The organism is Caulobacter sp. P4_E5 (assembly GCF_056401555.1).
Genome location: NZ_JBFUJD010000023.1, coordinates 43,297 through 59,934 on the forward strand (window position 1 = coordinate 43,297; position 16,638 = coordinate 59,934).

Genomic DNA, 16,638 nt, shown 5'->3' on the forward strand with positions numbered 1-16,638 from the left:
CTTCATGCGGCGGGACTCAGGCCATAGTGTCCCGCGTCGGCGGCTCGCGGAGTTGAGCCGACAGAGACGGACAGAGAATGCTCAAACGCTACGATCGCCAGCGCGACATCCTGAACCTGCTCGAGCCCAACCAGACGCGCGCGATCGCCGATATCGCGAAGGCGCTGTCGGTCTCCGAGGAGACGATCCGGCGCGAGCTGCGCGTGATGGAGGAGGCCGGGACCATCGTGCGCCTGCACGGCGCGGTTCGCCTGCCGCCCCAGGAGATCGAGGGGCCCTTCGATCTTCGAATGCAGAAGAACGTGACTGGCAAGACCCGCATCGCCGAGGCGGTGGTCAAGTTCGTTTCGGACGGCGACACCCTGTTCCTCGACAGCGGCTCGACCTCCTGCTTCGTGGCCAAGGCTTTGGCCGAGCACCGCCAGTTGAAGGTCATCACCAACTCGCTGGCCGTGGCCCAGGCGATCCGCAAGGACCGGGGCCACACCCTGTTCCTCGCAGGCGGTGAGATGAACGCGGCCTACCAGTCGTTCTCCGACCGGCACGCCCAGGATTTCGTCGCCGGCTTCCGGCCCAGCCTGTCGATCCTGACCGTCGGGGCGGTGAACCTGGAGCACGGCCTAATGGACCATTCGCCCAGCGAGGCGATCATGAGCCGGATCGCCTACTCGACCGCCAGTCGCGTCCTCCTTGCGGCTGACCATGGCAAGTTCGGTCGCCTTGGACTGGTTCACACGGCGTCGATCAAGGATGTCGATGTCCTGGTCACCGACGGGCCGCTAAGCGCCGAATTCCAAGACGCCTTCAGCGACGCCGAGATCGTGGTCGCCTGACGCCTCTACCGCGATTGCGGTTTGAACCAGGGCGGCGACACCACGAAGCCCAGACCCAACGGGTCCGGGGCGCCAGGATAGTAGTCGCTGCTGATGACCTGCGCGCCGGACCGCAGCGCCGCCTGCAGGCGGGTGAGATCGTGCTGGCGGGCCTCGCGGGTGTCGGCGTCGCTGCGGGTGCGGACCAGGAAACCCTGGGCGACCAGAGCCTTGATGCCAGCCTCCTCGGCCTTGGGGTCCTGGATATTGAACACCGCGGCCTCAGGCTCCACCGCGTCGTAGAGGCCGAACATCATACGCCCCTTCAGGGACGGATGGCCCTGTCGGTAGAGCTCGGCGATACGCGGGTTGGAATCGAGCACCAGCAGCACCTTGCCGCGGGCCGCCGCCAGGGTCGGCCAGTCGCCGGCGATCACGGCTTCGCGCAGGGTAGCGGCTGCGCCACGCACGTCGTCTGGCGCCACGATGCCGCTCCGGCCGAAGGTGGCGATGGCGTCGGCGTCGATGCTGGCCAGGTCGGCCTCGGTGTACAGGGGCGGGTTGGGAAGGGCCGGGGTGTTGAACGGCTCTTCCTTGGTGTTGACGAAGATCACGATTGGATCGTGGTCCGGATGGGCTTTCGACCAGGCGGCGACCTCGTCGAAGCAGGCGGCCAGGGTCAGGCAGTGGGTGCGAGCGTCCACGATCGGCGCGTGCAGCACCTTGGCGCCGGGCCGGTTCATGATCGCCAGCTTGGCGGGGTCGGTGGCGTAGGGCGCGGCGTAGAGGCCGCCGGCGCTGTCGGCATAGGGGTCGAACTCCAGCTGGCGCACGCCCAGATTCAGCTGCGCCGCGATCGGCGGGTGACCGTACTCGACGCCCGTGGAGCGCTCGCCCATCACTTGGCGCTGGTGGGCCAAGGCGGCGGGGTCCAGCTCGGGACGGTAGCTGTTGTGCGAGCCCAGCACGCGCATGGCGTTGAGCCTCGGCGCGTCGGCCGCATGGGCGACCAAGGGCGAGCTTAGCAGCGCCAGTAGCGCGATCGACGACAGCAGGACGCGCAGGCGCATGGCGGGACCTCGCAGGAAGGAAAAAGGCGGATCGGCGCGCGCCGAGGGGCGCGCCGATCCGTGAGGTGGGGCGGCCGACACGCGGCCGCCCGAGGGGACTGGAAGACGGACTAGAACTTGCCGCGCAGGGTCAGTGAGGCCGTGCGGCCCCAGTGATAAATCTCCATGGGCTGGTCCTTGCTCTTGCCGTAGACGTAGCGGATCTCGTCCGTGAGGTTCGAGCCTTCCAGCGTCAGGGCGTATTGTGGCGTCAGCTGGTAGGACAGCGAGCCGTCGAGCGAGCCATAGGCGTCGACATAGGCCTGGGCCGTCGTGGTGCTGCCGATCGAGGTCAGGTAGCGCGAGCGCCAGAACCAGCCGAGGCGGGCGCTGATCGGACCCTTCTCGTAGTAGCCGACCAGATTGTAGCTCTTCTTGGAAAGGCCCACGAGGTCGTCCTTGATCTGACGATTGCCGGCGAAGTAGTTCGCCTTGCTGTCGACCAGGGTGACCGAGGCCTGTACGCCGAAGCCGTCGAACGGCCCGGGCAAGAACGACAGCGACTGGTTGTAAGCCGCCTCGAAGCCCTTGATCTCGGCGTCGCCGCCATTGACGCTGGCCGACAGCAGGATGTCGCCGCGGCCGGGCACCTGGATCGTGGTGTTCTGGGCGGTGATGTAGTCGTCCATCTTCTTGACGAAGACGGCGCCGGTCACGGCCGTGGTCGGGGCCGGGTACCACTCCAGCGAGGCGTCGTACTGGTCGGCCAAGAACGGATCCAGGTCCGGATTGCCGCCCGAGGCCGTCGGCGAGTCACGCGAGACGCTGATGCGCGGGGCGCTGTCGGTGACATTCGGACGGTTGACGACGCGCGAGGCGGCGAAGCGGGCGATCAGGTCGTCGCGCAGCTCGACCTTGACGTTCAGGCTGGGCAGCCAGTTGTCATAGGTCTTCAGATAGCCGACGGGCACCGGCGTCGAGCCGCTGGTCAGCGTGCCGCTGGCCAGTTGCTTGGTCTTCGCGTAGCGCAGACCCAGGTTGCCGCTGACCGGCAGGCCGGCCAAGTCGAACTTGAAGTCGCCGCGCACATAGGCGCTGTGGATCTTTTGGTCGACGATGAACGAGTTGCGCAGGTCGGCCGCCGACCACGGCTGGGCCGCCACGGTCGGCGTGTACAGGCGGTTGTAGTAGGCGTCGCGGGTCGGGCTGACCCAGGTGCGCGGCGTATTGCCCGAGAAGTCCGACAGGAAACCGGAATAGGGCATGGGCTGGTAGAAGCTGGAACCCAGGGTCGACAGCGGCACGTTGAGGATGTCGTTGAGCACCCAGTCGCGGCGCAGGTAGGTCCGGTTCAGGTTGTGCTGCTCGGCGCCGAACGCCAGCTTGGTGAACCAGCCCGAGAAGACGCGCGAGCCGTCCAGGCGGAAGGTCTCGTCGGTGTCGCGCGAGTCCTTCCAGGTGTAGTCGAAGGCCTGGCCGACATAGTTGGCCGGGTTGGTGTAGTCGACGGGCGTGGTCAGCTGCGGGATCGCCGTGTAGCCGCGCGAGAAATCGTAGGTCAGCGGCGCGAAGAAGGCGATGCGGTTGCGCGTCGTGGCCTTGCCGTCGGGGTGGTAGCTGCGGGCGCGCGAATAGCCGTACTCGGCGTTGAAGCTCCAGGCGCCGGGTGTCCACGCCTGCTTGATCCCGAAGATCGTCAGGTCGTGACGGTTCAGGCTGGTCTCGCGCGAACCCATCCAGCGGACATTGTTGATCGTCGCGGCCACGATCGTGTCGCCGACGACCTTCTGGCTGCCGGCCACGAACTGCGGCGCAGCGAAGGTGCCGTCGTCCGGATAGATGTCGAGGCCGAACTCGTCGTAGTCGACGTCGAGCCGGGTCACCAGAAGATCGACGTCGGTCTGGAAATCGCCGTTCGGCTTCCACTGGCCCGAAAGGGCGCCCGAATAGAGCTTGCGGTGTTCGGTCTCGATCGTCGTGCGCGTGCGCGAGGGCGTGTAGAGGCCGCTGCCCACCACCGACTTGAACTTATCGAGGTTCCAGCCGACCTGGTACAGGCGGTCGTTGCGGACGTGGCGCTCGTCGTACATCCCCGAGGCCAGCAGGCCCAGCGTGTTGTCGGCGTTGGTCCAGCTGCCCAGGCCCGAGAACGACGGATCGGCCTTCTTGCGGACGTCGTTATAGGTCTCGCGCACCGAGAAGGCGGCCTTTTTGCCAAGATCGAAGGGCTTGAAGGTCTTGATGTTGATATTGCCGCCCAGGGCGCCTTCGTCCATGTCGGCGGTTGGCGTCTTGACGACCTCGATCTGCGAGATCAGCTCGGCGGGCAGCACCTCGAAGCGGAACTGACGGCCCTTGGCGCCGCCGTTCTCGATCAGGTCGTTGACGGCGATCGAGCGGCCGTTCAGCTCGGTATACTGAAACTGCGGCCCCAGGCCTCGAACGCTGACATAGAGGCCCGCGCCGCGCTGGCGATCGATGGTCACGCCGGTGACCAGCTGCAGGGCCTCGGCCGCGTTGCGGGTCGGGAATTTGCCGATGTCCTCGGCGTTGATCGCGTCCAGGCCATAGGCGGCCGAGCGCTTCAGGGCGGCGGCGGCCTGAAGGCTTTTGCCGTAGGAGGTGACGACGATCTCGTCGACGGCGTCGGCGGCCGGCTCGGCGGCCGCGGCGGTCGTGGGCTCGGCGGCGTGAGCCTGGGACAGCCAGGCGCCTTGCGCGGCGAAGGCGAGAACGGCCACGGCGCCCGCACAACGCGCCGGCATGAATTTGGAGCGGATCATCTATCCCCCGATGGATTGGCTGCCCGCAGGGAGGCGGGTCGGGGAGGAAGAACGAAAGCTGGTCGGTCAAACCTCAGTCGCGAGCCGATGAAATATTTGCGACAGCTTGTTGAAAAGTCGGAAGTTTTGTCCGCTTAAGGACGAGTTTCGCCGGCGCTCGTAATGATGACGTCGCCATTGCCCGCGAGGCGCGTGGCCACCGGCAAGCTGGCCTCCAGCACAGACCGCACGTCTTGGATCCGGTCGACCTTCATCGATCCTGAAAGCCGCAGGGCGCCCAGCGCTGGATCGGCGAGAACGAAGCGCCGGCCGGCCGCGCGCGACAGACGCTCGGTCACTTCGGTCAGGCCGGTGTCGGCGAACACCAGTCGCCCGTCCTTCCAAGCCGCGTCGCTTACGACATTGGCCATTTCCGCTTGGCCGCCCATCTTCGTCGCCACATAACGCTCGCCCGGCTTAAGCACGATGTCGACCGCGCCGGGCGCGCTGACACGCAGCGAACCTTGCACCAACGACACGGTCGTTCGCCGCCCTTGGGCGACGTTGAAGCGGGTGCCCAGCACCGTCAGCGTCCGGCCGGACGCGGCTACTGTGAACGGACGACGCGCGTCGTGGCGGACTTCAAAGAAGGCGTCGCCCTTGGCGAGATCCACAGTACGCGCATGTCGCGACAACCGAGCTGTCAGAACGCCACCAGGGCTGAGCGCGATGCGACTGCCATCCGCCAGCGCCAGGTGGGCGACGGCATGGTCGGGCGCCGTGAACCGCTCGGTCCGAGGATGATCGACGAGCATCACGCCGGCGACCACAGCGGCGGCGCTCAGACCAAGACCTCCAACTAGCCAGCGACGGGCGAGCGCCGCGCTACGCCGGCGCTCGGGCGGGTCCAGACGGGCGGTCAGGCGCGCCGACCGTCGCAATCGGCGGATCACCGGATCTTGGTCGGCCAGGCCCGCGGCCAACCAGATCTCGCGAGTCTGGGCGACTTCCTCGCGCGCGGCGGCCGAACTGGCGGCCCAGGCGTCGAGACTGAGCTGCTCAGCCTCCGTCAGCGGTCGCGACAGGCTGGCGGCGAGCAGTTGGCGCGGATCGGGGCCAGGCGCTGGGGTGGCGGTGTCGCTAGGCGTCATGCTGGGATCCGATCGCCTGGCGCAGCCGCGTCATGGCCGTCATCATGTGCTTTTCCACCGCGCTTACCGACAGTCCCAGGCGCGCGGCGGTCTCGGCTTGGCTGAGGTTTTCGAAACGGCAGAGGACGAACACGGCCTTGACGTTGGGGTGGAGCGTATTCAGGGCCGCGACCAGGGTTCGTAGGCGCTCGCGCCCGCTGAGCGCCGCCTCGGCGGAGGGTTCCTCGGCGGGGAGGGCTGGGTCGACCTCCACGTGGTAGCCGCGACGCCGTGACCGCTCATGGCGCTCGTGGTCGACCAGGGCGTTGGCGGCGACCGTGAAGATCAGGCCGTCGGGATTACCCCAGTGCAGGCGAGAAAACCGCCGCGATAAGCGCATGAAGACCTCCTGGGTCAGGTCCTCGGCGTCCTCGAGGCTGACGGCGCGGCGTTGAAAGAAGCTCAGGAGGGGACGACGATAGCGCGCGACGAGCGCGTCGAAGCGAGGCGCATCCAGCGGCGATTGGGCCGTCCTTGACGAGGGCGCCTCCAGGGCGAACTCGGTCATTGGCGTGGGGAAGGTCAGAACGCCCATCTCAGCCTCGCGGACAGGTATCGGCCCCAGTGATGGGTCTCCATCGGCTGGTCTCGGGTCTCGCCGTAGACGTACTTGCGCGCGTCGGTCAGGTTGACGCCTTCCAGAGTCAGCGTCGCCCGGCGATCGATCCGCCATGAGGCCGCGCCGTCCAGCGTCCCGAAGGCCTCGGTATGGGAGGGTGCGGTGACCGAGCTGCCGATCGTCGTCAGGTAGGGACTGCGCCAAGCATAGCCCAGGCGTACGGAAGCGCGGCCGCGCTCGTAGAAGGCCAGCAGGCTGTAGTTTGCGCGCGACAGGCCCAGCAAGGCGTTGCGGATGACCCGATCGCCAGCGAAATAGTTGGCCCTGCTGCGCACAAGGGTCACCGACCCCTGCACGCCAAAGCCGTCGAGCGGGGCGGGGAGCGACTTGAACGTCTGGCTGTAGGCGGCCTCGAACCCCTGGATCCGCGCGTCGCCGCCGTTGACGTTGGTCGAGAGCAGCACCTCGCCGCGTCCGGGAACCTGGATGTAGGTGTTTTGAGCGGTGATGTAGTGGTCCAGCCGACGGTCGAACACCGCGCCGGTCAAGGCCCCGCCGGACGCCAGGTACCATTCCAGCGAGACATCCAGTTGGGTGGCGAGAAACGGGTCCAGGTCGGGATTGCCGCCGTTGGCCGTGGGTGTGTCGCGGGCCAAGGTGATACGCGGAGCGTTGTCGACGACGTTGGGCCGGTTGACCACTCGCGACGCGCCCAGACGCAGCAGCAGGTCGGGGCGCAAGGTCATGCGCAGGTTGGCGCTGGGCAGCCAGTCGCCATAGGACTTGCGCCATTCGGCGGGTATTGGGATGGCCCCGCTGGACAGCACGCCCGCGGAGACTTGGTCGGTATGGGCAAAGCGCACGCCCATGTCGCCGTCGACGGTGCGTCCGAACCACTTGCCCGCGAAATCGGCGCGCACGTAGGCCGAGCGGATCTTCTCCTCGACCACGAAGGAATTGCGAAGGTCTGAAGTCGACGGCGGCTGGGCGGCGATCGCGGCAGTGAAGAGCCGCTCATAGAAAGCGCGCGCATCAGGCGCCACCCAACGGCGTGGAAGATCGCCGTTGGCGCCGGCCAAGAAGTTCGAGAACGGGGTTAGTCCATAGGATTGGGGGGCCAGCGTGGTCAGGGGGGCGCCGACCACGGTGTCCAGGATCCAGTCCCGGCGGCGATAGTCGCGCGCACGCCGTCGCCGCTCGAGACCCGCGCTCAGCTTGCCCAAAGGGCCGTCGAAGGTTCGTGAGGCGTGGAGCTTGATCGCTTCGTCGGTGTCGCGCGAATCCTTCCAAGTGTAATCGAAGGCTTGGCCGACAAATTGGCGGGGATCGGCGTAGTCGATCGGCGTCGTCAGCGTCGGGCCCGCGCCCCGGCCGCGGCCGAAGTCGAAGCTCAGCGGTGCGAAGAACGCGACCCGCGCTCGCACCGTGCCCTGGCCGTCGGGATGATAGCTGCGAGCGCGCGAATAGGCGTAGTCGGCCTCGACCGACCAAGGTCCTTGGCTCCAGTGCTGGTGCGCGCCGAAGGCGGCCAGGTCGTGCCGGTTCAAACTGGTCTCGCGAGAGGCCATCCATCGGACGTTGTCGATCGTCCCGGCCTGCACAGTGTCGCCCGAGACCACCTGGGTTCCGGGAACGAAGCTTGGCGGAGAAACCGTGAAGTCGTCTGGATAGATGTCGAGGCCGAACTCGTCGTAGTGGGCGTCGAGGCGTGTCAGCAGCAGATCCAAGTCGGTCCGCCAGGCCGCGGACGGCCGCCATTGCAGCGCGAAGTCGCCGGACATCAGGCGGCGATCCTCCAACTCGATGGTCGGTCGCGTGCGGGTGGGCGTATAGAGCCCCGGTCCCAGGACCGACTTGAAACGGTCGAGGTTCCAACCCGTCTGGTAGAGCCGGTCGTTGCGGACCCGCCGGCGGTCGGCCACGCCCGCGACCAGCAGGCCAAGGCTGCCGCTATCGTTGATCCAGCTCCAGACGCCGGAGGCGGCGGGATCGACCTTGCCGCTCTGGCCGACCGAGCCGCGGATCGAGACGGCGGCGCGACGCGACTGCTCAAGCGGTTTGAACGTGCGCACGTCGATGTTGCCGCCCAGCGCGCCCTCGTCCATGTCGGCGGTGGTGGTCTTGGCCACTTCGATGCGTTCGATGGCGTCGGCCGGCAGCATCTCGAAGCGAAACTGCCGACCCCGAAACCCGCCGTTCTCGACCAGGTCGTTCATCGCCACCGACCGGCCATTGAGCAGCACGTTCTGGAATTGCGGACCCAAACCCCGGACGCTGACATAGAGCCCGATCCCGCGATGCCGCTCCAGGCTGACGCCGGGAGCCAGTTGCAACGCCTCGGCGGCGTTGACGGCGGGCAACCGGGCGATGTCTTCGGCGCTGACGGCGTCCATCCCGTAGGCCGCCCGCCGCTTGAGCACGAGGGCGCGGCCCAGGCTGGCCGCGTACGGCGCGGTGACGACGACCGATTCCAGCGACGCCACGTCGTCGTTTGGCGGACTTGGCGGGGCCAGCGGCCGCGCAGTGGCCAACTCCAGCGAATAAAGGCCGGGCCCAAGCTTTCGAACAACGAGACCTTGGCCAGCGACCAGTGCCGCCAACGTCTGGTCCAAATCGGCCCCCTGCGGCGCCGGACCGGCGACATGGCCACTGACGAGGCGAGGCTGAAAGACGATCTGTACGTCACGTTCAATCGCCAGTTTGGTCAGCGCCTGGCCCAAGTCCCGGCGAACCTGCGCATAGGCTTGTGATGCGAGCGACGCCGCCGCGGTCGCCGTGATCGTGAGCAGCACGGTCCGACAATCGATTTTGCGTGGCATGCTGCGCGCGAGGATCTCCGGTTTCGCCGACGCGAACCGATCCTGCCGTGGACTAGTCGGCTTGGATGACGGATTGACGACATCTGGCCTCTATCGAGATGCGAAACGTCGCCGAACTGGAGCGATCTCAACATCCGGCCGCCTGACGGACATGTCGTCGCCCGGGATCGGCGCGGAGATTCCGAGTGACGGCCCGCGCGGCTTGCTTGGCAACCACAGCCGAGGTGTAGGCGGACCCGAGCCTCGATCGGACCCGCCTTGATCGCCGCTACTTCGGGGTCGCGGCCATCAGAATCTGGGCCATGGTCGTGGCGATGCTCTCGACGTCCCGCGCCTTGTTGACCTCCATGCCTTCCTCCAACGAGTGGCCGCGGAAGGTGACGAAGCCCGCGCCCAGGGTGACGGCGGGTTTGCCCAGACTCATCGGGATGTTGGCGTCGGTGGAGCCGGCCACATAGCCCATGGGCTTGCCCAGGGCGTCGCCCACGGCGGCCAGTCGCTGCACGAACGGGCTGGAGACTGGGGTTTCGCCCACGGGCCGGTCGCCGACCATCTTGTTGTCGATGCTGATCTCGCCACGCTTGGTCGACCGGGCCGCGTTCTCGGCGGCGACGGCCTTGGGCAGGATGGCGAGGTAGGCTTCCTCGACGGCCTTCAGTTCGGCCGCGCCGGACGAGCGCATGTCGACGGTCATGGCGACCGCGAACGGGATCGAGTTGACCGAGGTGCCGCCCTCTAGCAGGCCGATATTGTAGACCGTGCGCGGATCGGTCGGGACCTTCAGCTGGCCAAATTGCCGGGCCGCGTCGGCCAGGGCGAAGGCCGGATTGACCGTGCCGAAGTCGCCCATGCTGTGGCCGCCCGGACCCTTGAAGGTGGTCTTGTAGCGCTTGGAGCCGACCCCGCCGTTGACGATGACGGTCGGACCGCTGGGCTCGAGCGAGATGAAGGCGTCGATCCTGTCCTTATAGCGACCCTTGAGGAAAAGCTCCTTCATGCCGCGCAGGTCGCCGGGGCCTTCCTCGCCGACGTCGCCGACGAACAGGATGTCGCTCTGGGTCTGGATCCCGGCGGCGTTGATGGCGCGCAGGATGGCTAGGATCGAGCCAAGACCGACCGTGTCGTCGCCGATGCCAGGGGCGTAGAGCTTGTCTCCGTCGCGTCGGACCTTCACGTTCGTGCCGGCCGGGAACACCGTGTCGAGGTGGGCGGCCACGACCAGCAGGCCGCCGCCGCCCGAACCCTTGCGCAGGCCCATGACGTTGCCGGCCGCGTCGGTTTCCAGATCGGTCAGTCCCTCCTTGGCCAGCAGCGCCAGATAGGCTTTGCCCTTTTCGGTCTCGCCGAAGGGCGGGGCGGGGATCTCGGTCAGGGTGACGATGTCGGCCACGGTCTGGTCGTAGCCGGCCGCCAGGGCGTCCTTGGCGACCTTGAAGCTCCTGCTGGCGAGCAGGGCCTTGGCTTGCTTGGCGAAGGGCGAGGTGGGCGCCGGCGGGCGGACATTGCCGAATTCGCCGGGCGCGGGGGGCGGCTTGGTCTGGGCCAGGGCCGGAAGGGCGACGGCGCAGAAGAGGGCCGCCAGGGCTGAGGTCGTGCGGGATTTCATTGCGTGATCTCTGTGTGAAACTTGAAGGGATCAGAAGCTGCGGCGGACCATCACGCCCAACACGCGCGGCGTCAGGCTGACGACCTGGTCGAGCGCGCCGGCGGCCGAGGTGATCGACACCGGGCCGACCGAGTTGGTCAGGTTCTGGGCGAAGGCGAAGGCGCCCCAGCCGTCGCCCTCGACGCCCACGCGCGCGCCCACGACCGAATAGGCCGGGATCTTCTCGTAGTAGACGTAGGTCCGGCGGAACTGCGAGGCGGTCTTGCCGGTGTAGCTGGCGTCCAGGTGGATCAGGCCGCTGAGGCCGTCGCCGATCGGCCAGACATAGTCGGCGCCGATCGAGCCGCTGACCTTGGGCACGAACGGCAGGCGGTCGCCCCGCAGGCCGGTCGAGCCCGACATCGTCACCGACGAATTGACCTGGTCCTCGGTCAGTTTGGCGTCCGACAGACCCAGGGCGCCGGTAAAGGTCAGGCCCGTGACCGGCCGCACGGTCGTTTCCAGCTCCAGGCCGCGGATGCGGGCCGCGCCGGCGTTGGTGATAATGAAGAAGTTGGCCCCGACGTTGGCCTGGGCCTGCACCTGGATGTTGCTCCAGTCGATCTGGTAGGCCGACAGGTTCACCGTCAGACGGCGATCGAACCAGTCGCTCTTCACGCCGGCCTCGTAGTTCCAAAGACTGTCAGGCTGGAACGGCACCAGGCCGCTGGTCAGGCCGGGGATGTTGTTGGCGCCGCCGGGCCGGTAGCCCTTCGAGGCCTGGGCGTAGACCATCAGGTTCTTGTCGAGCTCGTACGAAACGTTGAGGCGCTCGACCCAGCCCTTGGCGCTGGCGTCGACCTGGCTGAAGGCCGTGACCGGCGAGTTGGAGATCACATTGCCGATCGTCACCGCGCCGCTCACGGTCTTGTCGTAGTCGAAGCGCCGCGCGCCGCCGGTCACCGTCAGGGCGTCGGTGAGATGGTAGGCCAGCTCGCCGAAGACGGCGGTCTGCTTGACGTCATTGTGGATATAGCGCGCGCCCAGCGGGTCGAACGGCCGGACGGCCTCGCCGGTGACGGCGTCGGCATGGGTCTGGATGCTGTCGACGTGATCCTTGCGCGTCTCGTAGTAGACGCCGCCGGTCCAGTCGAGTTTGCCCTCGAACAGATCGCCGCTGAGGCGCGCCTCGTGGGTCCAGGTCTTCAGGGTCATCGGCTGCCAGGAAACGGCCGGCCCGCGTGAGTCCGCCCAGGCGGTGTACTGGGAGAGCTGGGCGCTGGTGCAGGTTGTTCCCGACAGGCCGAAATAGCGGCCGCAAGCGGCGCCGCTGGCGCGGTTGTTGGCGATGTTGTTAGTCCAGTCGCTGTTCCGCAACATCTTCCACTTGTAGTAGGAGGACGTCGCCGTCAGCGTCGCGAACGGGAGCTCCCACTCGGCGGTGACGTTGTAGAGCGCCAGCTTCGAGTTGCTGGGCGCGATCGTCCTGCGGTCGGACTTGTAGCGGCCGGCGATCGCGGCCCAGCTCGACTGGCCGTCGATCGACTCCTTCTGCTGCGCCGCCGTGGCCCGGATCGTCAGATCTTCGGTCGGGGTGAAGGTCAGCATCAGTCGGCCGCCGCTCGAGGCCGAACCGTTCACGTCGTTCTTCTTCAGCGGGACGCTGTCGACATAGCCGCCGCGCTCCTCGCGGTAGAGCACCAAGCGCGCCCCAAGCTTGTCCTGGATCAGCGGCACGTTGACCATGCCCTTGGCGTAGTAGCCGGCGTCGCCGTTCTTGGTGGTCGTCGCCTGGCCTTCGACGGCGCCGGCATAGGCGTGGGTGTCGGCCTTGTTGAAGATCACCCGCAGGGTGCCGCCCATCGAGCCCGAGCCGTACAGCGTGCCTTGCGGACCGCGCAGCACCTCGACGCGCTGGACGTCGAAGAGGTTGATGTCGGGCGTGGTCGAGCCGGCGTCCTGGGTTGTGCCGGTCGGACCGGTCAGCGGCGTCTCGTCGTAATAGAGCCCGGTGGTCGCCTCGCCGGCGCTGCGCACGCCGCGCAGGGTCAGGCGGCGGTTCGACGGCGTGTTGCCGTCCAGATTGAGATTGGGGACCTGCCGGAAATAGTCGTTGATGCCCGTCGCGCCCAGGCGGCTCAGCGTGGTTTCACCCACCGCCGAGATGCTGAGCGGCGTGTCCTGCAGGTTGGTCTGGCGCTTGAGGGCCGTGACCACGACCTCGTCCAGCGCGATCGCGTTGGCGTTGTCCTGAGCCAGGACCGGCGTGGCGATCGCAGCCGCCAAGATGCTGGAGGCCAKGGCGCTCGTGGCCAGGGCGGTGGCGCGGAAATTACGGGAAGCTGTACGATTCAAGTGTGGTCCCCTCTGTCTTGCGAGCCGACCAAGGGCGGCTGCACGGGCAAGACGGGCGAGGAACGATCGCCCTTACGACTTTTTCAGCCTTCGGAGCTTTGGGCCGGCCGCTTGAAGAGGAGGTTGAGAAGCGGGCGCTTGTTGCTCAAACATCGGGCATGGCTGGCCAAAGCCGTCGCCGGGGTGTGTTTGGTCGAAGTCCGGCGCGCGAGTTGGACTAGCCGGGGCCGTGCGGCGGGAGGTCGGGGTGTCAGGACAGTCAGCGCTTAGTCAGGTCCATGTCGACGATATCGACCTGATTGTTCGTCGGCATGAGGGCGTGTTGCGCCGGTTCGTGATCTCGCGCATCGGCCGCGTCGCCGACGTCGACGACCTGGTTCAGGAGGTGTTCGTCCGCTTCGCCCGGCGCGAGCCCGGCCAGGCCATCGAACGGCTGGAGGCCTATCTGTTCCAGGCGGCCAACAATCTGATCCGCGACCGCGCTCGGCGTCAGCAGGTGCGGCGGGTGTCGGTGAATGAAGTCGAGGACGCCAGCCGGCCGGCCCAGCCCCATTCGCCCGAGCAGCTGCTGATTGACCGCGAGACCCTGGCCCAGGTGCGCCAGGCCCTGGCCGACCTGCCCGAGCGCACGCGGCACGTCTTCTTGCTTTACCGGGTGGACGGCTTGCGGCATCAGGACATCGCCGATGCGCTCTCGATGTCGGTGAGCACCGTGGAAAAGGACGTTCGACGGGCCATGGCCCATCTGACCCGCCGGGTTCGCCGTCCATGACGTCCGCGAGCAACATTCCCACCAATGACGACGACCCGGTCGACGTCTATGACGCGGCCGCGACCTGGCACGACCGCAAGGTGCGGCCCGACTGGCGCGACAGCGACGAGGCAGCGCTGGTCGCCTGGCTCGAGGCGGATCCCGAGCACGCGCGCGCCTATGCCGACATGGCCGAGGTCGGCGAGATCGTCGACGCCGCGGCGGGCGACGACGATCTTGCCTGGGAGATGGCCCAGGCGCGGCGGGCGTTGAGCCACGGGCGGGCGCGCAAGGCCCGGTCGTCCTTCGGACGCCTCGCCGCCGGCCTGGCGGGCGTCGCGATCGTCCTAGGCGCTGGCGGATGGCTCTGGTGGCGGAGCGGGGCGACCGAGGCGACCTATGCCGCCGCGCCCGGACATCGGACGGCGGTGACCTTGGCGGATGGTTCCCGCGTCGTCCTGGACGGCGGGGCCCGGATCAGGGTCGCGCTGAACCGCGGCCAACGACGGATCGACCTGACCGGTGGGCGCGCCTTCTTCGACGTCGCCCACGACGCCAGGAGACCGTTCGAGGTGTTCGGCGGCGACCATGTGGTGCGGGCGGTCGGCACCGCCTTCGAGGTCGACATGGCCGCTAAGGGCGCGCCGTTCCGTGTCGCGCTGCTGCAAGGGCGGGTCCAGGTCCGCGACATTGGGGGAGGGCGGGCGACGGATCTGTCTCCCGGCCAGGTCTTGATCGCCAACGCGGCGGGGGGCGAACGGGTGTCGTCGACTGACGTCGCCGCGACGACGGCCTGGCGCGAGGGGCGACTGGCGTTGCGGAGCGAGACCCTGGAGACCGCCGTCGAGGAACTCAATCGGCGGGGTGGTCGCCGCATCGTCGTGGAAGGCGCGGCGCGGACGCTTCGGATCAGCGGGTCCTACGGCGGGGACGACCCCGAAACCTTCGCCCGTGCGATCGCGGCGGTTCATGGCCTGAGCGTTGGTCGCGCGGCCGACGGCGCTATCGTCCTGTCCCCGCGGCGGGGCTCTGGTGCGAGCGCGGACTGACCTTCTCGCCGGCGCGTTGGCGGGGGCGCTCGTCTTCGCCGTCGCCGCGCCCGCCGTCGCCGCGCCGCGCCGGTACGACGTGCCGCCCGGCGTCATGGCTCAGGCGCTGAGGCGCTATGCCGAGCAGACGCGCCTCGACGTCCTGTTCGCGCCCGAGGCCGTCGCGGCGCTGCGTTCGCCCGGCGGCCGGGGGTCTGCCGAACCCGAGGCGGCGCTGCGACAGCTGCTGCGGGGCAGCGGCCTGGAAGCGCGGCTTATCGGGCCCGGCGTCTACGCCGTCGCTCGGCGCGCGCCGCGCTCCACGGCCAAGCCGTCGGCGGCGACGGCTATGGTCGACGACCCGCTCTCGCTGGATGAGGTCGTCGTCCAGGCGCGCCGCCGCGACGAGCGGCTGATCGATGTCCCCGCGTCGGTCGCGGCGGTTTCGGCTCGCGACCTGGAGCGGTTGAGCGGCGACGGCGTCCTGGCCCTGCGCGCGCTGGCCGTCGGGCTGACGGCGGCCGGCCAGATGTCGGCCGAGACCCCGACCCTGGTGATCCGAGGCCAGCGCCGGGCGACGGCCGGAGACTCCGCCCTGTCGGTGATCACCTATCTGAACGAGGCCCCGCTGCCCAACAGCGGCTCGGTCCTGCCGTCGTTCGACCTGTCCGAGGTCCAGGTGCTGCGCGGTCCGCAAGGCGTGCTGTTCGGGCGCAACACCACCGGCGGCGCCCTGCTGATCCGCGCGACCGAGCCGGGGCAGGGCGGCTATGTCCGGTTGTCGGCGGGATCCCATCGTCTGCGCGAGATCGAACTGGCCCAGGATCTGGGCGAAGCCGGTGCGCCGCTCCAGGCGCGGCTGGCGCTGTATGGGCTGAAGCGCGACGGCCTGGTCGAGAATCTGGGCGTCGGCGGCGACCTCGACGATCGCGATCAGGCGGCCGTTCGCCTGTCCTTGACCTACGCGCCGGCCGGGYCGTTCTCGGCATTGCTGATCCTGGACGCCTTCCGGGCGCGGGAGACCGGCAGCGCCACCCTACTGTCGGGCGTCTATCCCAATCCGCCCGCGGTGACCGGCGGCGGCAACGCCCGCACCCCCGAGGCTGCGCCCTACTATGATTGCGGCGTAGCGGGATGTGACATCGATATCGCCCTGGCCCAGCAGAAGGACCTGGGACCGCGTAAGACTCGGGTCGGCTTGGCGCCGCGCTCGGATCGCGACAATGACGGCGCGTCTCTTCGCCTGGACTGGCGAGGGGCGGCCCTGTCGGTCCGCTCGGTGACCTCCTATCGCCGCGCCGTGCTGAACAGCGCGCTGGACGCCGACGGCTCGATGCTGGCGCTGAACGACATCGAGCGCCGCATCGGGCTGGAGCAGTTCACCCAGGAGGTTCGGGCCAACGGGGAGCGGGAGTCCACGACCTGGCAGGCGGGCCTGTTCTACATGTCCACCGTTCCCCTCGGCGTTCAGCGGGTTCTGGTCCGGGCGGCGGTCACGCCGATCCGGCCGGCGCGGCTGGAGTTCCAGTATCGGCGGGGCGAGAGCCAGGCGGCGTTCGTCGACGTCACGCGCCGAATGGGGCGCGGATTCGAGCTGGAGACCGGGCTGCGCTACACCCATGATGCGTCCAGCGCCTGCCTCGCCCGCGCCGTCGCGCCGGCGGYCGACGTGCCGGACGCCGGTTGCGGCCCGGCCCGCGAGGCCAGGTCCTCGGCCCCAACCTGGAC

The 16,638-nt window shown here is 68.3% G+C and carries 11 protein-coding genes; 4 read left to right on the forward strand and 7 right to left on the reverse strand.

Annotation, left to right across the window (positions count from 1 at the left end; all coding sequences use genetic code 11):
* Nucleotides 1-77: 77 nt before the first annotated feature.
* Complete coding sequence (locus tag AC1DSO_RS09775; RefSeq protein WP_477068635.1) at nt 78-833, forward strand: DeoR/GlpR family DNA-binding transcription regulator; 756 nt, start codon at nt 78-80, stop codon at nt 831-833.
* Between the two features lie 5 nt (nt 834-838).
* Here the strand turns inward: AC1DSO_RS09775 and AC1DSO_RS09780 are convergent, their stop codons facing one another.
* The 7 genes from AC1DSO_RS09780 to AC1DSO_RS09810 all read right to left on the reverse strand — a co-directional run bounded on the left by AC1DSO_RS09780 (nt 839) and on the right by AC1DSO_RS09810 (nt 13,131).
* The gene (locus tag AC1DSO_RS09780) at nt 839-1,882 is read right to left on the reverse strand and encodes a phosphatidylinositol-specific phospholipase C domain-containing protein (RefSeq protein ID WP_477068636.1); all 1,044 of its coding nucleotides are present in this window, start codon (nt 1,880-1,882) and stop codon (nt 839-841) included.
* Nucleotides 1,883-1,992: 110 nt separating this feature from the next.
* Nucleotides 1,993-4,644 (reverse strand): TonB-dependent receptor, encoded by a 2,652-nt coding sequence (locus tag AC1DSO_RS09785; RefSeq protein WP_477068637.1) that lies wholly within the window; start codon nt 4,642-4,644, stop codon nt 1,993-1,995.
* Between the two features lie 134 nt (nt 4,645-4,778).
* A complete protein-coding gene (locus AC1DSO_RS09790; protein ID WP_477068638.1) occupies nt 4,779-5,774 on the reverse strand; it encodes a FecR family protein in 996 nt (331 codons plus the stop codon).
* Nucleotides 5,764-6,348: an RNA polymerase sigma factor gene (locus AC1DSO_RS09795; protein ID WP_477068639.1), complete on the reverse strand. Its 585-nt coding sequence runs from the start codon at nt 6,346-6,348 to the stop codon at nt 5,764-5,766. Before AC1DSO_RS09795 ends, AC1DSO_RS09790 begins: the two co-directional genes overlap by 11 nt.
* Nucleotides 6,336-9,191 (reverse strand): TonB-dependent receptor, encoded by a 2,856-nt coding sequence (locus AC1DSO_RS09800; protein WP_477068640.1) that lies wholly within the window; start codon nt 9,189-9,191, stop codon nt 6,336-6,338. The genes AC1DSO_RS09795 and AC1DSO_RS09800 overlap by 13 nt, the downstream gene beginning before the upstream one ends.
* 268 nt (nt 9,192-9,459) lie before the next feature.
* Nucleotides 9,460-10,797: a M20/M25/M40 family metallo-hydrolase gene (locus AC1DSO_RS09805; RefSeq protein ID WP_477068641.1), complete on the reverse strand. Its 1,338-nt coding sequence runs from the start codon at nt 10,795-10,797 to the stop codon at nt 9,460-9,462.
* A gap of 30 nt (nt 10,798-10,827) precedes the next feature.
* A complete protein-coding gene (locus tag AC1DSO_RS09810; protein WP_477068642.1) occupies nt 10,828-13,131 on the reverse strand; it encodes a TonB-dependent receptor in 2,304 nt (767 codons plus the stop codon).
* Between the two features lie 247 nt (nt 13,132-13,378).
* Between AC1DSO_RS09810 and AC1DSO_RS09815 the strand changes: the two genes are divergently transcribed.
* The 3 genes from AC1DSO_RS09815 to AC1DSO_RS09825 form a co-directional block, all read left to right on the forward strand.
* Nucleotides 13,379-13,903, forward strand: coding sequence for an RNA polymerase sigma factor (locus AC1DSO_RS09815; RefSeq protein WP_477068643.1), 525 nt, complete (start codon nt 13,379-13,381; stop codon nt 13,901-13,903).
* Entirely contained in the window at nt 13,900-14,931 is a 1,032-nt protein-coding gene (locus tag AC1DSO_RS09820; protein ID WP_477068644.1) for a FecR family protein, read from the forward strand. Before AC1DSO_RS09815 ends, AC1DSO_RS09820 begins: the two co-directional genes overlap by 4 nt.
* Nucleotides 14,915-16,638: TonB-dependent receptor (locus AC1DSO_RS09825; RefSeq protein ID WP_477068645.1), on the forward strand; the 1,724-nt coding region annotated here is incomplete at its 3' end. The genes AC1DSO_RS09820 and AC1DSO_RS09825, both read left to right, overlap by 17 nt.

Bases quoted from the DNA above. Each gene is read 5' to 3' on its own strand.
- AC1DSO_RS09775 (WP_477068635.1), top strand. From the start codon at position 78: ATGCTCAAACGCTACGATCGCCAGCGCGACATCCTGAACCTGCTCGAG.
- AC1DSO_RS09780 (WP_477068636.1), bottom strand. From the start codon at position 1,882: ATGCGCCTGCGCGTCCTGCTGTCGTCGATCGCGCTACTGGCGCTGCTA.
- AC1DSO_RS09785 (WP_477068637.1), bottom strand. From the start codon at position 4,644: ATGATCCGCTCCAAATTCATGCCGGCGCGTTGTGCGGGCGCCGTGGCC.
- AC1DSO_RS09790 (WP_477068638.1), bottom strand. From the start codon at position 5,774: ATGACGCCTAGCGACACCGCCACCCCAGCGCCTGGCCCCGATCCGCGC.
- AC1DSO_RS09795 (WP_477068639.1), bottom strand. From the start codon at position 6,348: ATGGGCGTTCTGACCTTCCCCACGCCAATGACCGAGTTCGCCCTGGAG.
- AC1DSO_RS09800 (WP_477068640.1), bottom strand. From the start codon at position 9,191: ATGCCACGCAAAATCGATTGTCGGACCGTGCTGCTCACGATCACGGCG.
- AC1DSO_RS09805 (WP_477068641.1), bottom strand. From the start codon at position 10,797: ATGAAATCCCGCACGACCTCAGCCCTGGCGGCCCTCTTCTGCGCCGTC.
- AC1DSO_RS09820 (WP_477068644.1), top strand. From the start codon at position 13,900: ATGACGTCCGCGAGCAACATTCCCACCAATGACGACGACCCGGTCGAC.